At 66.3% G+C, this 18,352-nt stretch carries 11 protein-coding genes; 5 read left to right on the forward strand and 6 right to left on the reverse strand.

All coding sequences use genetic code 11. The annotated features are described in order from the left end of the window. Positions 1-36: 36 nt before the first annotated feature. On the forward strand, positions 37-843 hold the full coding sequence (locus ACSQ3O_RS20300; RefSeq protein WP_436140265.1) for an aldolase/citrate lyase family protein: 807 nt from the start codon (positions 37-39) through the stop codon (positions 841-843). Between the two features lie 198 nt (positions 844-1,041). Here the strand turns inward: ACSQ3O_RS20300 and pmbA are convergent, their stop codons facing one another. Beyond that, entirely contained in the window at positions 1,042-2,484 is a 1,443-nt protein-coding gene (gene pmbA / locus ACSQ3O_RS20305) for a metalloprotease PmbA (protein ID WP_436140266.1), read from the reverse strand. Positions 2,485-2,548: 64 nt separating this feature from the next. On the opposite strand from pmbA, the gene yjgA reads away from it, so the two are divergent. Together yjgA and mog are read left to right on the forward strand one after the other, a co-directional pair. Next, a complete protein-coding gene (gene yjgA, locus ACSQ3O_RS20310; protein WP_298457950.1) occupies positions 2,549-3,226 on the forward strand; it encodes a ribosome biogenesis factor YjgA in 678 nt (225 codons plus the stop codon). Next, entirely contained in the window at positions 3,219-3,821 is a 603-nt protein-coding gene (gene mog, locus ACSQ3O_RS20315) for a molybdopterin adenylyltransferase (protein WP_436140267.1), read from the forward strand. The genes yjgA and mog overlap by 8 nt, the downstream gene beginning before the upstream one ends. Positions 3,822-3,922: 101 nt before the next feature. Here mog and cysE read toward each other — a convergent pair whose 3' ends face one another. Both cysE and ACSQ3O_RS20325 read right to left on the reverse strand, forming a co-directional pair. Next, positions 3,923-4,702, reverse strand: coding sequence for a serine O-acetyltransferase (gene cysE, locus ACSQ3O_RS20320; protein ID WP_137749661.1), 780 nt, complete (start codon positions 4,700-4,702; stop codon positions 3,923-3,925). A 36-nt stretch (positions 4,703-4,738) separates the two neighbouring features. Further along, positions 4,739-5,542 (reverse strand): RNA methyltransferase, encoded by an 804-nt coding sequence (locus ACSQ3O_RS20325; protein ID WP_298457946.1) that lies wholly within the window; start codon positions 5,540-5,542, stop codon positions 4,739-4,741. A gap of 175 nt (positions 5,543-5,717) precedes the next feature. Here ACSQ3O_RS20325 and ACSQ3O_RS20330 point away from each other — a divergent pair, with 175 nt between their 5' ends. Continuing rightward, the gene (locus ACSQ3O_RS20330; protein WP_436140268.1) at positions 5,718-6,674 is read left to right on the forward strand and encodes an inositol monophosphatase family protein; all 957 of its coding nucleotides are present in this window, start codon (positions 5,718-5,720) and stop codon (positions 6,672-6,674) included. Between the two features lie 201 nt (positions 6,675-6,875). On the opposite strand, the gene ACSQ3O_RS20335 is transcribed toward ACSQ3O_RS20330, so the two are convergent. The 3 genes from ACSQ3O_RS20335 to ACSQ3O_RS20345 form a co-directional block, all read right to left on the reverse strand. After that, positions 6,876-8,006: a response regulator gene (locus ACSQ3O_RS20335; protein ID WP_436140269.1), complete on the reverse strand. Its 1,131-nt coding sequence runs from the start codon at positions 8,004-8,006 to the stop codon at positions 6,876-6,878. A gap of 41 nt (positions 8,007-8,047) precedes the next feature. Then, positions 8,048-12,907: a PAS domain S-box protein gene (locus ACSQ3O_RS20340; protein ID WP_436140270.1), complete on the reverse strand. Its 4,860-nt coding sequence runs from the start codon at positions 12,905-12,907 to the stop codon at positions 8,048-8,050. Positions 12,908-12,976: 69 nt separating this feature from the next. Continuing rightward, positions 12,977-15,523: a putative bifunctional diguanylate cyclase/phosphodiesterase gene (locus tag ACSQ3O_RS20345; protein WP_436140271.1), complete on the reverse strand. Its 2,547-nt coding sequence runs from the start codon at positions 15,521-15,523 to the stop codon at positions 12,977-12,979. A gap of 204 nt (positions 15,524-15,727) precedes the next feature. On the opposite strand from ACSQ3O_RS20345, the gene mutS reads away from it, so the two are divergent. After that, positions 15,728-18,346 carry a DNA mismatch repair protein MutS gene (mutS, locus tag ACSQ3O_RS20350; RefSeq protein ID WP_436140272.1) on the forward strand — a complete coding sequence of 873 codons (2,619 nt, stop codon included), beginning with the start codon at positions 15,728-15,730 and terminating at the stop codon, positions 18,344-18,346. Positions 18,347-18,352: the final 6 nt, after the last annotated feature.

Genomic DNA, 18,352 nt, shown 5'->3' on the forward strand with positions numbered 1-18,352 from the left:
AACACTCCTCTGAAACCCCTTCACACCTGAAACACCATGCCAGCCCACAACCCCTTCAAAACCGCCCTGGCCGAGCGCCGCCCGCAAATTGGCCTGTGGCTGTCGATGGCCGACCCCTACCTGGCCGAAGCCGCTGCCACCACGGGCTACGACTGGCTGCTGATCGACGGCGAGCATGCCCCCAACGACCTGCGCAGCACCCTGGGCGCACTGCAGGCTGTGGCTTCGCACCCCGCGCACCCCATCGTGCGGCTGGTGGAGGGGAGCACTGCGCTCATCAAGCAGATGCTCGACATTGGAGCCAAGACCCTGCTGGTGCCCATGGTGGACACGGCCGAACAAGCGCGCAGCATTGTGGCCGCCACGCAGTACCCGCCGCTGGGCATTCGCGGTGTGGGCAGCGCGGTGGGGCGCTCGTCGCTGTGGAGCAGCCGCAGCGACTACCTGTCCATCGCCGACGACGAGGTCTGCCTGCTGGTGCAGGCCGAAACCGTGACCGCCTTGGGGAACCTGGAAGCCATCTGCGCGGTGGATGGCGTGCACGGCGTGTTCATCGGCCCGGCCGACCTGGCTGCATCGATGGGCCACCGGGGCAACCCCGGCCACCCCGAAGTGCAGGCCGCCATCGAAGGTGCCATGAAAACCATCATCGCCAGCGGCAAGGCGGCCGGCACGCTCACCTCTGACCCTGTGCTGGCCCAGCGCTACCTGGACCTGGGCTGCACCTTTGTGGCCGTGGGGGTGGATGTGCTGATATTCGCAAATGCAGCGCGCAAGCTGCGCGGTCAGTTTGCCGGGGCCGCCCCAGCAGCAGCACCGGCCAAGTCCAGCGCAGCGTATTGAGGGGCCGGGTGGGTTGCACCGCCCCACAGTTTGAACAAAAACAGGCCCTTCCGCCCATTCAGCAAGCGCAACCAGCTATCAAAATATGAGCATTCGACTGCCGGTGCTGCACCATTGACGCCACACCGGTGGCTCGCCCCCACAAAAAAAGGCTCCTGGAAACCAAGAGCCTTTTTGCATGGGGCAGGAACGCCGGTATCAGCTGCCCGCCACCTTCATGCGGTTGACCAGGATGGAGCCCACCGTCTTGGCACCGTAGTTGTAGGCATCGGCGCCCACGGCCTCGATGCCCTTGAGCATGTCTTTCAGGTTGCCCGCGATGGTGATCTCGTGCACGGGGAAAGCGATCTTGCCGTTCTCCACCCAGAAGCCACTCGCGCCGCGCGAGTAGTCGCCCGTCACGTAGTTCACGCCCTGACCCATCAGCTCCACCACAAACAGGCCGGTGCCCAGCTTTTGCAGCATCGCATCCAGGTTGTCGCCGGCCTGCGTAAGGCGCGAGGTCATCACCAGGTTGTGCGAGCCCCCGGCATTGCCCGTGGTCTTCATGCCCAGCTTGCGGGCCGAGTAGCTCGACAAGAAATAGCCTTCCACCCGGCCGCCCTTGACGACCTTGCGCGGAGCCACGCGCACGCCTTCTTCGTCAAACGGCGAGCTGCCCTTGCCGCCCAGGATGAACGGGTCTTCGAGGATGTCGATGTGCTTGGGGAACACCATCTTGCCCAGCGAGTCGAGCAAGAAGCTGCTCTTGCGGTACAGCGCGCCGCCGCTCACGGCCTGCACAAAACCGCCCAGCAGGCCTGCGGCCAGGGTCGATTCGAACAGCACGGGGCACTGCGTGGTGGGAATCTTGCGGCTGCCCAGGCGGCTCAGCGCGCGCTGCGCGGCGTAGCGGCCCACGGCCTCGGGCGAGGCCAGGTCGGCCGCATTGCGCATGGAGCTGTACCAGGCGTCGCGCTGCATCTCGGCGTTCTTGCCAGGCAGCGACGCGATGGGTGCCACCGAGAAGCTGTGGCGCGAGCTGGCGTAGCCACCGCGAAAGCCACGCGTGTGGGCGCTGAAGAAATGGCTTTGCTGGGCCGACACGCCCGCGCCTTCGCTGTTGGTGATGCGGCGGTGGGTCTTGAGCGCGGCGGCCTCGCAGGCCTTGGCCATCTCGGCGGCTTCTTCGCTGGTGACGGCCCAGGGGTGGAAGAGTTGCAGGTCGCGGTGCGTGTCTGCGGGCGCGATGTCATCGGCGTCCGGCAGGCCGGCCACCGGGTCTTCGGCCGTGAAGCGGGCGATGTCGTAGGCCGCTTGCACGGTCTGCTCAATGGCCTTGGTCGAGAAATCAGACGTGCTGGCATTGCCCCGGCGGTGGCCGAGGTAGACCGTCACGCCCAGCGACTTGTCGCGGTTGCGCTCCACGTTCTCCAGCTCGCCCTTGCGCACGCTGACCGACAGGCCGCAGCCTTCGGACGCCTCGGCGCCCGCGTCGGTGGCGCCCAGCTTCTTGGCATGCGCCAGGGCGCGGTCCACCAGCTCTTCAAAAAACGGGCGGCTGTAGCTGAAGCCGCTGTCAGGGGTGCGGGAGGTGGCAGCTGCGGGCGCAGCAGCCAGCGCGCCAGGGGTGCGCGGGGCGCGTTTGGAGGGTTTATTCATAGCGGCAGCTATGATACTTGCCGCTGTGGCGCGCTCTGCGCCACTTGTTTTTTGCCCCCACCCCATGTCACGCAAACCCAAAAAAGGCTACTTTGTGAAGGGCCATTTTGTTGCCGAAGGCAGCGAACTGGACATTCAGCTCAAGGCCGAACTCAAAGGCACGCCCGATGCCAGCCGCACCGATCTCAAGCGCGAGAGCGATGAACTGCAAGACCTGGGCAAGGAGTTGCTGACCCTGCGCGCCGACCTGTTCGACGCCGTGGGCCTGCCCGACAAGCTGGCAGACGCCCTGGCCGAAGCCCGGCGCATCACCAACTTTGAAGGCAAGCGCCGCCAGATGCAGTACGTGGGCAAGCTCATGCGCAAGCTGGATCCCGAACTGGTGGACGCTGCCCGCCAGGCGCTGGAAGAGCAGCGCAAGGGCTCGGCCACCGAAAAGCTGCAACTGCACCTGGCCGAACAATGGCGCGACCGCCTGATTGCCGACGACGACACGCTGGCCGCCTGGATGGCCGAGCACCCCACCACCGACACCCAGCAGCTGCGCGCGCTGATCCGCCAGGCCCGCAAGGATGCGCAGCCTGCGGGCAAGGAGGCCAATGTCCAGGCCTCGCAAGGCCTGGCGCCCCGCAAGGGCCGCGCCTACCGCGAGCTGTTCCAGCTGGTGCGCGAGCACCTGGGCGGCACCGGCACGGCAGAGTCCAGCGACGTGAACGAGGACGAGGACGGCAGCGATGAGTGAGCCCCTGCACGACCCGGTGAAGATCGGCATCGTCTCCATCAGCGACCGTGCGAGCACCGGCGTCTACGAAGACAAAGGCCTGCCCGCGCTGCAGGACTGGCTCACACGCGCGCTGCACAACCCCATCACCTTCGAGCCGCGCCTGATCCCTGACGAACAGGCGGGCATCAGCGCCGCGCTCATCGAGCTGGTGGACGCTGGTTGTGCCTTGGTACTGACCACCGGCGGCACCGGCCCCGCGCTGCGCGACGTGACGCCCGAGGCCACGCTGGCCGTGGCGCACAAGGAGATGCCGGGCTTTGGCGAGCAGATGCGCCAGATCAGCCTGAAGTTCGTACCCACCGCCATCCTCTCGCGGCAGGTGGCGGTGATCCGGGGGAACAGCCTCATCATCAACCTGCCCGGCCAGCCCAAGGCGATTGCCGAGACGCTGGAGGGGCTCAAAGATGCCGACGGCCAGCAGATCGTGCCGGGCATCTTTGCCGCCGTGCCGTACTGCATCGACCTGATCAGCGGGCCGTACCTGGAAACGCGCGATGAGGTGTGCAAGGCGTTCCGGCCCAAGACGGCCATTCGCGCGCCGCGCACCGCCTGATCAGCACTTCCTCAAAGCAAAAATAGCTGCCACCGCTTGTCTATCAAGCGCTGGCAGCTATCTTTTTTGGAGCAACCCCGCGTGAGGCGGGGCCGGGCGGCCTACTTGCCCACCAGCTCGTTGAGCTTGCCCGCCTCAAACTGCTCCTTGATCGCGGCATCACAAGGCACACAGTCCTTGTTCTGGGCATTGGCCGAGAGTTTTTCGATCGCCTGCCACAAGAGCGCAATCTGGTGCTCTTGCGACGATGCGTTGTCGATCAGGCCGCGCATGGCCTGCGAGAGCGGGTCGTCTTCCTGTGTGATGCCATAGGCCGTGAACTTGCGCGCCTGCTGGGGTTCGGTCACGTCGGCGCTCTGGCCCGCCTTGGACGGGATGATGCGCGCGGGGATGCCCACGGCCGTGGCGCCTGCGGGCACGGGTTTGATGACCACGGCGTTGGAGCCGATCTTGGCGCCGTCGCCCACCTCAAAGCCGCCCAGCACCTTGGCACCGGCGCTCACCACCACGTCCTTGCCCAGCGTGGGGTGGCGCTTGGCGCCCTTGTAGAGCGAGGTGCCACCCAGGGTCACACCCTGGTAGATAGTGCAGCCATCGCCAATCTCGGCGGTCTCGCCCACCACCACGCCCATGGCGTGGTCGAAGAACACGCGCTCGCCAATCTTGGCGCCGGGGTGGATCTCGATGCCCGTGAACCAGCGCGCGAAGTGCGAGATGAAACGCCCCAGCCATTTCAGGCCGTGGTGCCAGCACCAGTGCGCGGGGCGATGCAGCCAGATCGCGTGCAGGCCCGGATAACAGGTGATCACCTCCCACGTACTGCGCGCGGCAGGATCGCGGTCGAGGATGCACTGGATATCGGAACGCAGGCGGGCGAGCATCGGTTGTTATGGTTATTTGTAAATGGGCTGCACAGTCTATCGTTTCGCCTGCGCCGTCTCGATCATGGCTTTGGCGACACCTCTCAAGATGTGGATTTCCTCAGGGCTCAGCTGCGCGCGGTTGAAAAGCTGGTTAAGGCGGGGCATGAGCTTCTTGGGCGCGGCGGGGTCCAGAAAACCGATGGATGTGAGCGCCTGCTCCCAGTGGCCCAGCATGCCGGCGACCTGGGCGGCATCGGCCAGCGCGCGGGGCGGCGTCGCGTCCTGCACCGCAAAACCGCCCAGCGCCTGGCGCCATTCGTAGGCAATCACCTGGATGGCCGCGCCCAGGTTGAGCGAGCCAAAGCCGGGGTTGGTGGGAATGGAAAGCGCCACATGGCAGCGGTAGACGTCCTCGTTGGTCATGCCAAACCGCTCGGAGCCAAACAGGAAGGCCACACCGGCCTGGCGGGCTGGTTCGGGCTCGGACGCCTCTGAATTGGAAGCTTTTTCGGCCTCTTGCGCGCATCCATATTGCCTTGATAGCTCCTGATTCAATAGCATTTCAAAGTGGGCACGCGGCGCGGCCGTGGGCGGGCCAAAGTCACGCGGTGTCATGGCCGTGGCGCACAGGTGGCTGATACCGTCGAGCGCCTCATCCAGCGTGTCTACGATGCGCGCGTTGTTCAGCACATCCAGGGCGCCGCTGGCGCGCTGGATGGTTTCCTCGCGCCGCAGCACGTTGGCCCAGCGCGGGGCGACCAGCACCAGGTCGTCAAACCCCATGGTTTTCATGGCGCGGGCAGCGGCGCCCACATTGCCGGCGTGGCTGGTGTTGATCAGGACAAAACGGGTCTTCATGGACGGGCGTGGCGAGAGGGGAAAAGCGGCCGGTTAGGCAAAAAAGGGCTCTGCGGGTAAAATCCCGCCCTCTATTGTCGCCGCCCGCATCGCCGGGACGGGCCTGACCTCCCCGCTCATCCTGTACGCAGACGCCCGCGCCACCCCGGCCGCGCGCTGCCAACCACCACAATTTATGTCGTCTACTCTGCACCCCATGCTCAACGTGGCCATCAAGGCTGCACGCGCCGCCGGCGCCATCATCAACCGCGCGGCCCTGGACGTGGAATCGGTGCGGATCTCGCAAAAGCAGATCAACGACTTTGTGACCGAGGTGGACCACGCCTCCGAAAAGATCATCATCGAGACGCTGCTGACGGCCTACCCCGGCCACGGCATCCTGGCTGAAGAGTCGGGCAAGGAATACGGCGCCAGGGATTCGGAATTTGTCTGGATCATCGACCCGCTGGACGGCACCACCAACTTCATCCACGGCTTCCCCGTGTACTGCATCAGCATCGCGCTGGCCGTCAAGGGCAAGGTCGAGCAGGCCGTGGTGTACGACCCCACCCGCAACGACCTGTTCACCGCCACCAAGGGCCGCGGCGCCTACCTGAACGAGCGCCGCATCCGCGTCAGCAAGCGCACCCAGCTCAAGGACTGCCTGATCTCCACCGGCTTCCCCTTCCGCCCGGGCGACAACTTCAAGAGCTACCTGAACATGATGGCCGACGTGATGCAACGCACCGCCGGCCTGCGCCGCCCCGGCGCCGCAGCGCTGGACCTGGCCTATGTGGCTGCGGGCTTCACCGATGGTTTCTTCGAGACGGGCCTCTCGATCTGGGACGTGGCTGCAGGTTCACTGCTGGTGACCGAGGCCGGCGGCTTGGTGGGCAATTTCACGGGCGAAGCCGACTTCCTGGAGCAGCGCGAGTGCCTGGCGGGCAACCCACGCGTGTACGGCCAACTGGTACCCATCCTGGGCAAGTACAGCAAGTTTGCGAGTGCTGGTGACAAGGCGGCTGTGCGCCAGGCGGCTGCGGCAGACGCGCCTGAAGCCGACAGCACCCCGGAGGCAGAAAGCGCTGCGGACGCAGCCGAATCGGCGGCGCCCCAGGCCGACACCGCCAAGGGCGAAGACGCGCCGTTCTAAATCCATCCACCGCGCACAGCGGTGAAGCCGACGCACGATGACCCCTGGTGAGGTCTGGTAGCTGGACCGTGCAGCGGGCGAGACGCACACCAGTGCAGCCGTGCAAGGGCCGCCCCGCCGCACTGGCTGCGTCCCCCTTCCCGAATTGCGCAGCCATTCGAGAGAAGGGGGAAGCGACGAAGTCGCTCAGGGGGTTGTCCGCTATACCGGGTCTGGGTACTTCTGCGCAATGCTGCGGAAGTCTTCCGCAATGTCCACAAACGCATCCACCATGTCGGGGTCAAAGTGGGTGCCCTTGCCCCGCACGATGGTGCTGCAGGCCTGGTCGTGTGAAAACGCGGGTTTGTACACGCGCTTGCTGATGAGCGCGTCGTACACGTCGGCCAAGGCCATCAGGCGGGCCGACACCGGGATCGCGTCGCCCGCCAGCCCCTGTGGGTAGCCCGTGCCATCCCACTTTTCCTGGTGGCTGTAGGCGATCTCCTTGGACACGCTCAGAAACGCCACGCGCATGCCCAGGCGCCGCTCGGCCTCCTCAATCGCGTTGCGACCCAACGTGGTGTGGGTCTTCATGACCTCGAATTCTTCCACCGTGAGCTTGCCCGGCTTGAGCAGGATGCTGTCGGGGATGCCGATCTTGCCGATGTCGTGCAGCGGGGCCGACTTGTAGAGCAGCTCAATCATGCGGTCGTTGAGCACATGCTCGAAGCGCGGGTGGTGGCGCAGGCGCTCGGCCAGCGTTTTCATGTAGAGCTGGGTACGGCGGATGTGGTTGCCGGTTTCGTTGTCGCGCGTCTCGGCCAGGGATGTCATGGCCATGATGGTCACGTCCTGGATGGCCTGCACCTCCAGCGTGCGCATGGCGACCTCACGCTCCAGGTAAGAGCTTTTGTCGCGCAGAAAATCGGCGGTGGCCTTGAGGGCCAGGTGCGTGTTGACGCGGGCCAGCAGAATGGGCGGGCTGATGGGCTTGGTGATGTAGTCCACCGCGCCCAGCGCCAGACCCATGCGTTCGTCGTCGGGGTCGGAACGGGCGGTGAGAAAAATCACCGGAATGTCGCGTGTCGATGGCGATGCCTTCAGGCGCCGGCAGACTTCGTAGCCATCCACCTCGGGCATCATGATGTCCAGCAGGATCAGGTCGGGTGGCGTGCCCGACTGGGCGATCTTGATGGCCTTCTCACCATGGTTGGCCACCTTCACCAGGTAATGCTCGCGCAGCAAGCTGCCCATCAGGGTGAGGTTCTCGGGCGTGTCATCCACCACCAGCACCGTGGCGTTCGGCTTGTCAACGAATGTCGCCTGGGTGGCGGCAAAGGGCGCATTGTCCATGGGTGTCCTGCGTGTAGTGCCGTGGGGTCGTGCCGTTCAGTTCAGGAGAGCGGGGCCGCCAGGGATTCAGGCCCCGGCACAGCCGCCATGGCCTCCAGGGCCTGCTCGAAATCAAAGTTCAGGGTGTGCATCTCGACGGTCTTGAAGACATTCCCCAAGGCCGCGCCGAGTATCTTGCCATTGTGTTGGAAAAATTCTGTGGCTGCAGGGTCATCCTGCTCCAGCAGGTGGCGCAGGCGCTGCAAAGCCTCCGCCGCCATCTCGCCACCCGACCCCGGCACGGACGGTGCGGGCTCCACCGCCACCACCGACTCCGCCAGCCACGCCTGCAATCCCGCGAGCAGCGGCACCAGGGCCGCGCGCAACTCGGCCAGCACGTGGACGATGGCCTCGTTGCCATGGCGAAACCGCAGCGCATGCTCCAGGGCCTGGGCGCACTCGGACACCTGGGGGGCGCCAATGTTGGCCGCCACGGACCGCAGCGTGTGGGCCAGGCGCTCGGCCACGCCCAGGTTGTTGGCGGCCAGGGCCTGCTGCAGCTCGGCCATCACCGGCGCCTGACCTTCGGCAAACCGGCGCAGCAGCTCGGTATAGAGCCCGGGCTTGCCCAGGGCCCGCTGCAGGCCCAGGCCTGTGTCCAGTCCCGCCAAGGAAGGCAGGGGCACGGCCGGTGAAGGTGCTTCCGGCTTGCGCGCCAGCGGCTGCAGGGCGGCGTCCTCACCCGTGCGCCCGGGCAGCACGCCAGCCTTGGAAGCGATTGCCCCCAACCCTGCGCGGGGCCGTATCCAGCGGCCCAGGGCGGCCCACAGGGCCGCAGGCTCTATAGGCTTGGCGACATGGTCGTTCATGCCCGCCGCAAAGCAGCGCTGGCGGTCGGCCTCCATCGCGTTCGCTGTCATGGCAATGATGGGCAACTGCGCGTACCGGGGGTTGCCGCGCAAAGCCCGGGTGGCGGTTTCGCCGTCCATGACCGGCATCTGCATGTCCATCAGCACGGCGTCGTAGTGTTTGCGCTCAATGCGGTCGATGGCAATCTGGCCGTTTTCGGCCACGTCCACCGCAAACCCGGCATCCAGCAGCAGCTCCATCGCCACCATCTGGTTGAGTTCGTTGTCTTCCACCAGCAACACCTGGGCGCCGCGGATCTCCAGCGGCAGCTCGTCGGCCGCCGGTGCGGCAGACACCGTGCGGCGCGCGGTGGCCGTGGAATGCTCCATGGGCTGCATGAGGGTATCGAACAGCACCGAGGCGTTGACGGGCTTGATGAGCACGGTCTCGATGCCCTGGGCCCGAGCGGCACGCATCACGTCTTCGCGGCCATAGGCGGTGACCATCAGCATCTGGGGCACCTTGGCCATGCCCAGGCTGCGGATGTGGCCCGCCAGTTCTACGCCATCCATGCCCGGCATGTGCCAATCCAGCAGCAGCAGGCCAAACGGCCGGTGCTGGGCCATGGATTCGCGCAGCCGGTCCAGAGCCTCCAGGCCGGAATGCGCCTGCTCCACCTCAAACCCCATGGCCTGCAGCATGTCGGACAGCACCGTGGCCGCCGTGTGGTTGTCGTCCACCACCAGCACCCGGCTGCCGCGCAGGTCGGGGGGCGGCAGCAGCACCCGGGCCGGTGCGCCACGTTCCAGCGGCACCGCCACCCAGAAGGTGGACCCCTTGCCAAACCGGCTCTCGACCCCGACCTCGCCGCCCATGAGTTCGGCCAGGCTCTTGCAGATCGCCAGCCCCAGCCCCGTGCCGCCATAGCGGCGCGTGGTGGAGGTGTCGGCCTGCTGGAAGCTCTGGAACAGGCGCCCCATCTGTTCTTCGGTCAGGCCGATGCCGGTGTCGCGTACTTCAAAACGCAGGCGCACTTGCTGGCCCGCCGATGCCAGCAATCGCACGGCAATGCTGATCTCGCCCGATTCGGTGAACTTGATGGCGTTGTTGGCGAAGTTGATGAGGATCTGCCCCAGGCGCAGCGCATCGCCCACCAGGTTGGGGGGCACGTCGCCGGCCACATCGCAGACCAGCTCCAGCCCTTTGGCACCGGCCTTGTAGCCCACCACGTCGGACACGCTCTCCAGCATGCGGTCGAGCAAGAACGGCTGGCGCTCCACCACCAGCTTGCCTGCCTCGATCTTCGAAAAATCCAGGATGTCGTTGATGACACCCAGCAGGTGCTGGCCCGCCTGCTGGATCTTGCTCACGTAGTCGTGCTGGCGCGGGCTCAGGCCCGACTTGAGCGCCAGGTGCGACATGCCGATGATCGCGTTCATCGGCGTGCGGATCTCGTGACTCATGTTGGCCAGGAAGTTGGACTTGAGTGCGGTGGACTCCTCGGCCAGTTCCTTGGCGCGGCGCAGTTCCTGCTCGGCGCGCTGGCGGTCGGTGATGTCCACGAACGTGCCGATGGTGCCCCCTGGCGTTCCATCGGCGCGCCGAAACCCGTGCAGCCAGAAGAGCGTGTGGTGCATCTCGCCATCGGCATACGGCAGGTCCACCTCGCGGTGCACCGATTGCTCGCCCGCCAGCACCAGCGCGTTGTCGCGCTCGAAAAGCACGCGGGAGGCGTGGGGCAGAAACTCCAGGTCCATCACCGTCTTGCCCACCAGGGACTCGCGGGTGACGCCAAAGGCCTGCTCGTACGCGCGGTTGACGCCCACATAGCGCCCATCGGCCCCCTTGTAGAAAAGGGGCACGGGGATGGCATCGATCAGGGCCTGCTGGAAATCCAGCTGCCCCGCCACCTGTTCTTCCAGCAGCTTCTGGTCGTGGATGTCCACATTGACGCCCACCACCCGCACCGGCCGCCCCTGGGCATCGCGGAAGATGCGCGCCGCCTCCAGGAACCAGCGCACCTCGCCATCGGGGCGCACAACGCGCCAGGAATCGCGCAGATGGTCCTCGGCACCAGCCAGGCAGCTATCGAAGTACGCCCGGGCCTGTGCCCGGTCCTCGGGATGCAGGCAGCTGAGCCAGAAATCGCGGCCATCGGGCTGGGTGCCGGGGGGCAGGCCCATCATCTGCGCCAGCTTGTCGGACCACAGGATCTCGCCGGTGAGCAGGTTCAGGTCGAAGACACCGATCTTGCCTGCCTCCTGGGCCAGCTCCAGGCGCTCCTTGGCCTGCTGAATGGCCAGCTCGGCCCGCCGCTGGTCGCTCACGTCCTCGATCACCCAGATGGAGGCCGTGCTGTATTCATCCATCTTAAGGCTGCGCCCCGCCAGCCGCGCCTCGAAGCGGCTGCCGTCCAGGCGGAACAGGGTAGCCGTCTCACGCAGCGCCTGGCCCGAAGCCAGGCTGGGCGCCACGCGGGCAGTGAACAGATCCGAGTGGCCCGGGCCACCAAACAGCACCGACACACCGAGCCCCAGCAGTTGCGAGGCCGTGCCACCCATGAGTTCGACAAACGCCGGGTTGAACTGGCGGAAATGCCCATCGCATACCAGCACGATGGGCGGTGCGTTGTCAAAAATGGCCGTCTGCTGCTCCAGCAGCTCGTTGAGCAGGCGCTCGCGCCGCTCCAGTTCCTTCTGGGCCTCGATGCGCTCGGACACATCCTCGTGCAGGCCCACGATGCCGATGCGCCGCCCCCGCCCGTCAAACACGGGCGACAGCGTGGCCTCGTCGTGGTAGGTGCTGCCGTCTTTGCGCCGGTTCACAAAATGGCCCTGCCACGACTGCCCCGACAGCAGCGTGGACCACATGACCTGGTAGGTCTGCGCCGGGGTCTGCCCGCTGGACACCAGCGATGGCTTTTTGCCACGCACTTCCTCCAGTGTGTAGCCGGTGTTGCGCTCGAACTGCGGGTTGACCCAGTCGATGAGGCCCTCACCGTCGGTGATGACCACCGACACCGGGCTACTCTCCAGTGCCGCGCCCAGCACGCGGAAGCGCTCCAGGGCCGTGGCCACGCGCGCACGGCTGCGCCGCAGGTCGAGCAGCAACAGGCCCAGCAGGCTCAGCACCACAAACGTAGCAGCGCCCACCTGCACCTGCTGGGTGGCCGTCATCAGGGCGCTGACGTCGTCGAGCATCACCAGCTGCCATTGCCCCCCCGGGTCATTCCAGTTGATGGCGCGGTGGGCCACGGCATAGGCCACGCCGTTGAGCACGACCTCGCCCGCGTCGGCGGCAAACGGGAGCGCCGAAGCCACGCCCTTATCAAAAAACTGCCCGAACTGGCCTGAGGCGCGCAGCGCGTCAATGCGCGCCTGGGTCAGCGGTGGAGCTACAGCAAACTGCCACTCGGGGCGTGTGGAGGAAAATGCCGCCCCCTGTGGCGAGAGCAGCACCATGGGTACCCCCGTCCGCTTGAGCAGCAGGTCCACAGGCTCAAAACCCTGCTTGAACATCACCACCCCGATGATGGAGCCCGTTGGTTTATCGCCGTCGTACAGCGGCGCGGCGTAGTACAGGCCACGCTCCTGGGTGTTGGACCCCACGGCGGCGTACACACTGACCGCGCCCTGGATGGCTTGCTGGAAATACGGCCGGAACGCCAGGTTGAGCCCCGTGGAGCGGGTCCCCGGCGTCTCGTGTGCCACCACCGTGCCATCCGCCGAGATCACATACACGCCGTTGACCAGAAACCGCCCGCGCGCCACGGCCAGCCGCGCCAGCGCATCGGGGTTGTCCGGGGGCAGGTTGCCCAGGGCCATCTCCTTGAGCAGGGGTTCGCTCAGCCCCAGCAACGACACAGCGCCCAGCATGGACCCACCCGTGGTCTGGCTCACCAGGGCATCGGCCGTCTGCTGCAGCAGGCGCGAGCGCTCGGCCGCGCGCTCGGTGCCGCGCCAATGCAATGCCCCCTGCACCACCAGCACGGCCCCCAACAAGGCGGCCACCAGCACCAGAACAAGTCCGCGTATTCCCGGGGCCTCGCGGTCCAGCACTTTGTCAAAGAACATGCCTACGCCTTCTCCCACACCGCGCCGCAGCGCCCTGCGGTGCCAAGGCCAGCCACCGCCCGGACGCCGTCAGCTGGCGGGGTGCAGGTAAGCATCGATTTCCCCCACCGGCCCCGGCCGCCCAAACAGATACCCCTGGAACCCCTCACACCCGTGCAGCCTCAGAAAGCCCAGCTGCCCCGTCGTCTCCACCCCCTCCGCCACCACCTCCAGGTCCAGGCTCTTGGCCAGCGCCAGGATGGTCCGCACAATCGCCGCGTCGTTCGGGTCCGCCAGCACGTCCCGCACGAAGCTCTGGTCGATCTTCACCTGGTCCAGTGGCAAACGCTTGAGGTAGCTCAGGCTGGAGTAGCCGGTGCCGAAGTCATCGAGCGCAAAGCCCACGCCTTCGCTTTTGAGCTGCACCATGCGGGCGATGGTGTCTTCGATGTCTCCCAAGAGCAGGCTTTCGGTGAGTTCGAGTTTGAGTTTGCGGGGGTCGGCGTTGTGGGCCTTGAGGGTTTGCAGTACTTCGGCCACGAAGCCGGGTTGCCGGAACTGGCGCGCGCTGACGTTCACCGAGATGGACAGGTGGGCGGTATTGTCGTGCTGGCTCCAGCGCTGCAGTTGTTCGCAGGCGGTTCGGAGTACGTATTGGCCCAGGGGGAGGATGAGGCCGGTCTGTTCTGCCAGGGGGATGAAGTCGCCGGGGCTGATCATGCCGCGCTGGGGGTGGCGCCAGCGCACCAGGGCTTCTGCACCCATGAGGCGGGCGTGGTGGTCTACCACGGGCTGGTAGTGCACGAGCAATTCGCCCCGGGCCAGACCCTGGCGCAGGTCGGCTTCGAGGTTGGAGCGGGCGTTGACGGCCGCCTGCATGTCGGGGTCGAAGAAGCGTTGGGTGTTGCGGCCTGCGGCTTTGGCCTGGTACATGGCCAGGTCGGCGCGTTTGAGCAGTTCGTCCACGCCCAGGCGTTCGTCGCCAAAGAGGGTGATGCCGATGCTGGGGGTGCTGTAGTGCTGGGCGCCGTCCAGCTCGAAGGGCTGGTTCAGGCTGGCCAGGAGTTTTTCTGCGACGGTTTCTGCCTGGGTGGCGGCGTTTTGCAGGTCGGGGGCCAGGGCTTCGAGCATGACGACGAATTCGTCGCCGCCAAAGCGGGCCACGGTGTCGGCTTCGCGCACGCTGCCCACCAGGCGGGCGGCCACTTGCGACAAAAGCTGGTCGCCCATGTCGTGGCCCAGGGTGTCGTTCAAGTCCTTGAAGTTGTCCAGGTCGATGAACAGCAGGGCGCCGAGATTGCGGGTGCGCTGGCAGGCAGCGATGGAGCGTTGCAGGCGATCGAGCAGCAGGCGGCGGTTGGGCAGGCCCGTGAGGGCGTCGTAGAAGGCCAGGCGCTCGATTTCTTGTTCGGCCAGCTTGCGGTCGGTGATGTCCATGGTGAAACCATGCGACACCACCGAGCCATCGGCCTCGCGGTGGGGAACGGCGTTGGTCATGTGCCAGCGCACGCTGCCATCGTTCATGCGCACGCGGTATTCGCACTGCCAGGGCACCAGCTTGCGCACCGACATCATGGCCGAGCGTTGTACCTGCGGCAGGTCTTCGGGCACCACCCGGTGCATGAGCACACCGTGGTCGGTGGTCACCTCGTGTGGCTCCACACCCATGAATTCGCGCACCGCATCGCTGATGTATTGCACGCTGGTGCTGCCATCGGAATGCAGGCGGTATTCGTAGATGAAGCCCGGGATGCGGCTGGCAATGCGCTGGATGAACAGCAACTGTTCGCGCAGCTGCTCGGCAGCACGGTGCTCTTCCGTCACGTCCTGCACCACGCCCATCACCACCTGCACCCCATCGCGAGGCAGCGTGCGCTGCACCCGAGACCGCATCCACCGCACTTCGCCATCGGGCCGGCGCCAGCGGTACTCCACATCCAGCCCCGCGCCCTGCATGCGGGCCTTGTCGAACACATGCCGGTCCTCAGGGAGGATGCCGCTCACGGCGCGCTCGGGGTCTACCCACTCCTGTTGTTCAAAACCGGCAATCTCGCACAGACCCGGCGACCAGAGCAGCACGGTTTCGCCCGGGTCTTCGATGCGGCGCCAGTGGCCCGTACGGGCCAGGCTCTCCATGGTGTTGAAGACTTCGGTCTGCTCGCGCAGTTCGCGACGGACCTCTTCGAGCGCGCGCTCGGACGCAGCCAGCGCAGTGCGCAAAGTCTCCGCCTCGGAGGCATCACGCACCGTGACCATGATGCAATCACTGGTGACCCGGCGCACCGACAGATCCCACGCCAGCAGCAACCGACCGGGCTCGCGCACCACCTGTCGGCACTCCAGCGGCGCTCCCACACGCACCACCCCGTACAACTGATCCAACAAGGGGGTACTGGCCAGAAGATCAAACACCTCGCTGGCGTCCGCGCCAGGTTCGCGCACAGCCCCCAGACCCGGCATGCGGCGGGCTGCTGCGTTGGCAGCCAGCAGCATCAACCGGCCGTTCTGCAGCCGGAACTCCATCAACGCCACCGGCACCGCATCCACCAGCGCCTGCAGACGTGCCTGCGCCATGGGCTCGATGAGGCCGTCGCCCACGGGGGCGAGAAGGTCGGTCAACAGTTCGGACGAAATCACGGTCGCTCTGAAACCTTCGAATCCTGGGGTTGGGAAAAGCGCCCTCGCAAGGGACGGCGCCTGCGGTCAAAGCCAAACTGCCAGCATACAGCCAAGAGTATGTCCAAACGTAACAAAGTAACAAAACCTGCGGCAAATCATTGAGGGGAAACCCCATGGGCGAACTGCTACAGTCCACGCCTCATTTCCCGGCGTCCCCCCAGCATGTCCGACACGCTCGAACACCACACCCCCATGATGCAGCAGTACCTGGCCCTCAAGGCCGGGTACCCGGAGACGCTTCTGTTCTACCGCATGGGCGACTTCTACGAAGTCTTCTGGCAAGACGCCGAAAAGGCCGCGCGCCTGCTCGACATCACGCTCACGCAGCGCGGCCAGTCGGGCGGGCAACCGGTGGTGATGGCGGGCGTGCCCTTCCATGCGCTGGAGAACTACCTCGCGCGCCTGATCAAGATGGGCGAGTCGGTGGCGATTGCCGAGCAGGTGGGCGAAGTGGGCGCGAGCAAGGGCCCGGTGGAACGCAAGGTGGTGCGCGTGGTCACGCCCGGCACGCTGACCGACACGGAGCTGCTGTCCGACAAATCCGAATCGCTGCTGATGGCCGTGCACCAGGCGCCGCGTGCGCGCTGCGGCCTTGCCTGGCTGAGTGTGACGCAGGGCCGCGTCTTCCTGGCCGAATGTGCACACGACGAGCTGGGTGGCTGGCTGGCACGCGTAGCGCCCAGCGAGCTGATCTACAGCGCAGGCGTGACCGAGCGCTTTGAGCAACAACTGCAGGTGTTGCGACAGAGTGGTGCCTTCACCTGCCCCATGAGCCTGCGGCCCGACTGGCAGTTTGACAGCGCCTTGGGCGAGCGCAAGCTGCTCGAAAACCTGGGCGCCGCCAGCCTGCAGGCCTGGGGCGCGCAAGACCTGGGCGAGGCCCACGCTGCTGCCGCCGGGCTGCTGACCTACGCCGAACACACGCAAGGCCGCACGCTCACCCATGTGCACAGCGTGCAGGTGCAGCGCAACGACGACCTCATCGACCTGCCCGCCACCACGCGGCGCAACTTGGAGCTGGTGAAGACCCTGCGCGGGGACGATGCGCCCACGCTGTTCTCGCTGCTCGACACCTGCATGACCGGCATGGGCAGCCGCCTGCTCAAAACCTGGCTGCTGGAACCCCAGCGCGACCGCGCCGAGGCACGCCAGCGCCTGTCGGCCACTACCGCCTTGCGGGGCGCGGGCGGCGCAGGTGGCGGCTCCGGCCCCTGGGCCACGCTGCGCGGCGAACTCAAGGGCGTGAGCGATGTGGAGCGCATCACCGCGCGCATCGCGCTGCGCCAGGTGCGCCCGCGCGAGCTGGTCGCGCTGGGCAAGACGCTACAAAAATCAGAGCTTCTTGCGCTTAATGGACGGGCGCCAGAGCCCTTTTTGGTTCAAATTTTTGGCCATCTGCAACCGCCCGAAGGCTGCACGGCGCTGCTGCAGGCCGCCATTGCCGAAGAGCCCGCCGCCCTGGTGCGCGACGGCGGCGTGATCGCCAACGGCTTCGACACCGAGCTGGACGAGCTGCGCGCCATCCAGACCAATTGCGACGACTTCCTGCTGGAGCTGGAAACGCGCGAAAAAGCCCGCACCGGCATCCCCAACCTGCGCGTGCAGTTCAACAAGGTGCACGGCTTCTATATTGAAGTGACCGGCAGCCACCTCGACCGCGTGCCCGACGACTACCGCCGCCGCCAGACGCTGAAGAACGCAGAGCGCTTCATCACGCCCGAACTCAAGGCGTTCGAAGACAAGGCCCTGTCGGCCAACGAACGTGCGCTGGCGCGCGAGAAGTGGCTGTATGAGCAGATCCTCGACCAGCTCCAGCCCCACGTGCCCGCCCTCACCCGCCTGGCGCAGGCGCTGGCCACGCTGGATGTGCTGTGCACGCTGGCCGAGCGCTCCCTCACCCTCCACTGGTGCGCGCCCCAGTTCGTGCCCGAGCCCTGCATCGAGATCGAGGGTGGCCGCCACCCCGTGGTTGAAGCCCGCCTGGCCGAGACATCGAGCGGCAGCTTCATCGCCAACCACACGCGCCTGAACGCCAACACGCGCATGCAGGTCATCACCGGCCCCAACATGGGCGGTAAATCGACCTACATGCGGCAGGTGGCGCTGATCGTGCTGCTGGCCAGCATGGGCAGCCATGTGCCTGCGGCCAGCTGCCGCCTGGGGCCCATCGACGCCATCCACACCCGCATCGGCGCAGCAGACGACCTGGCCAACGCCCAGTCCACCTTCATGCTGGAGATGACCGAGGCCGCGCAGATCCTGCACGCCGCCACGCCCCACAGCTTGGTGCTGATGGACGAGATTGGCCGGGGCACCAGCACGTTCGACGGCCTGGCGCTGGCCAGCGGCATTGCCACCCACTTGCATGACAAGACCCGCGCCTTCACGCTGTTTGCCACGCACTACTTCGAGCTGACCGAGCTGCCCGCCAAGGCGCGCCACGCGATCAACATGCATGTGAGTGCCACCGAAAGCGGCGCGGACATCGTGTTCCTGCACGAGATCCAGCCCGGCCCGGCCAGCCGCAGCTACGGGATTCAGGTGGCCAAGCTGGCGGGCATGCCATCGCCCGTGCTGCACCACGCACGCCATGCGCTGGCTGCGCTGGAAGAGCGCGCGGGTGAAGACGAACTGCAGGTGGACCTGTTCGCCGCCCCCGAGGTGCCCGAGAGTGTCGGCGCCAGCCCGGTCGAGGCAGCGCTGGCAGGCATCAACCCTGATGCGCTGAGCCCGCGCGAAGCGCTGGATGCGCTGTACCAGCTCAAGCGGCTGGTGGGCTGATGCGCC

The organism is Acidovorax sp. LjRoot74, from assembly GCF_964254355.1.
Lineage (GTDB): Bacteria > Pseudomonadota > Gammaproteobacteria > Burkholderiales > Burkholderiaceae_C > Acidovorax.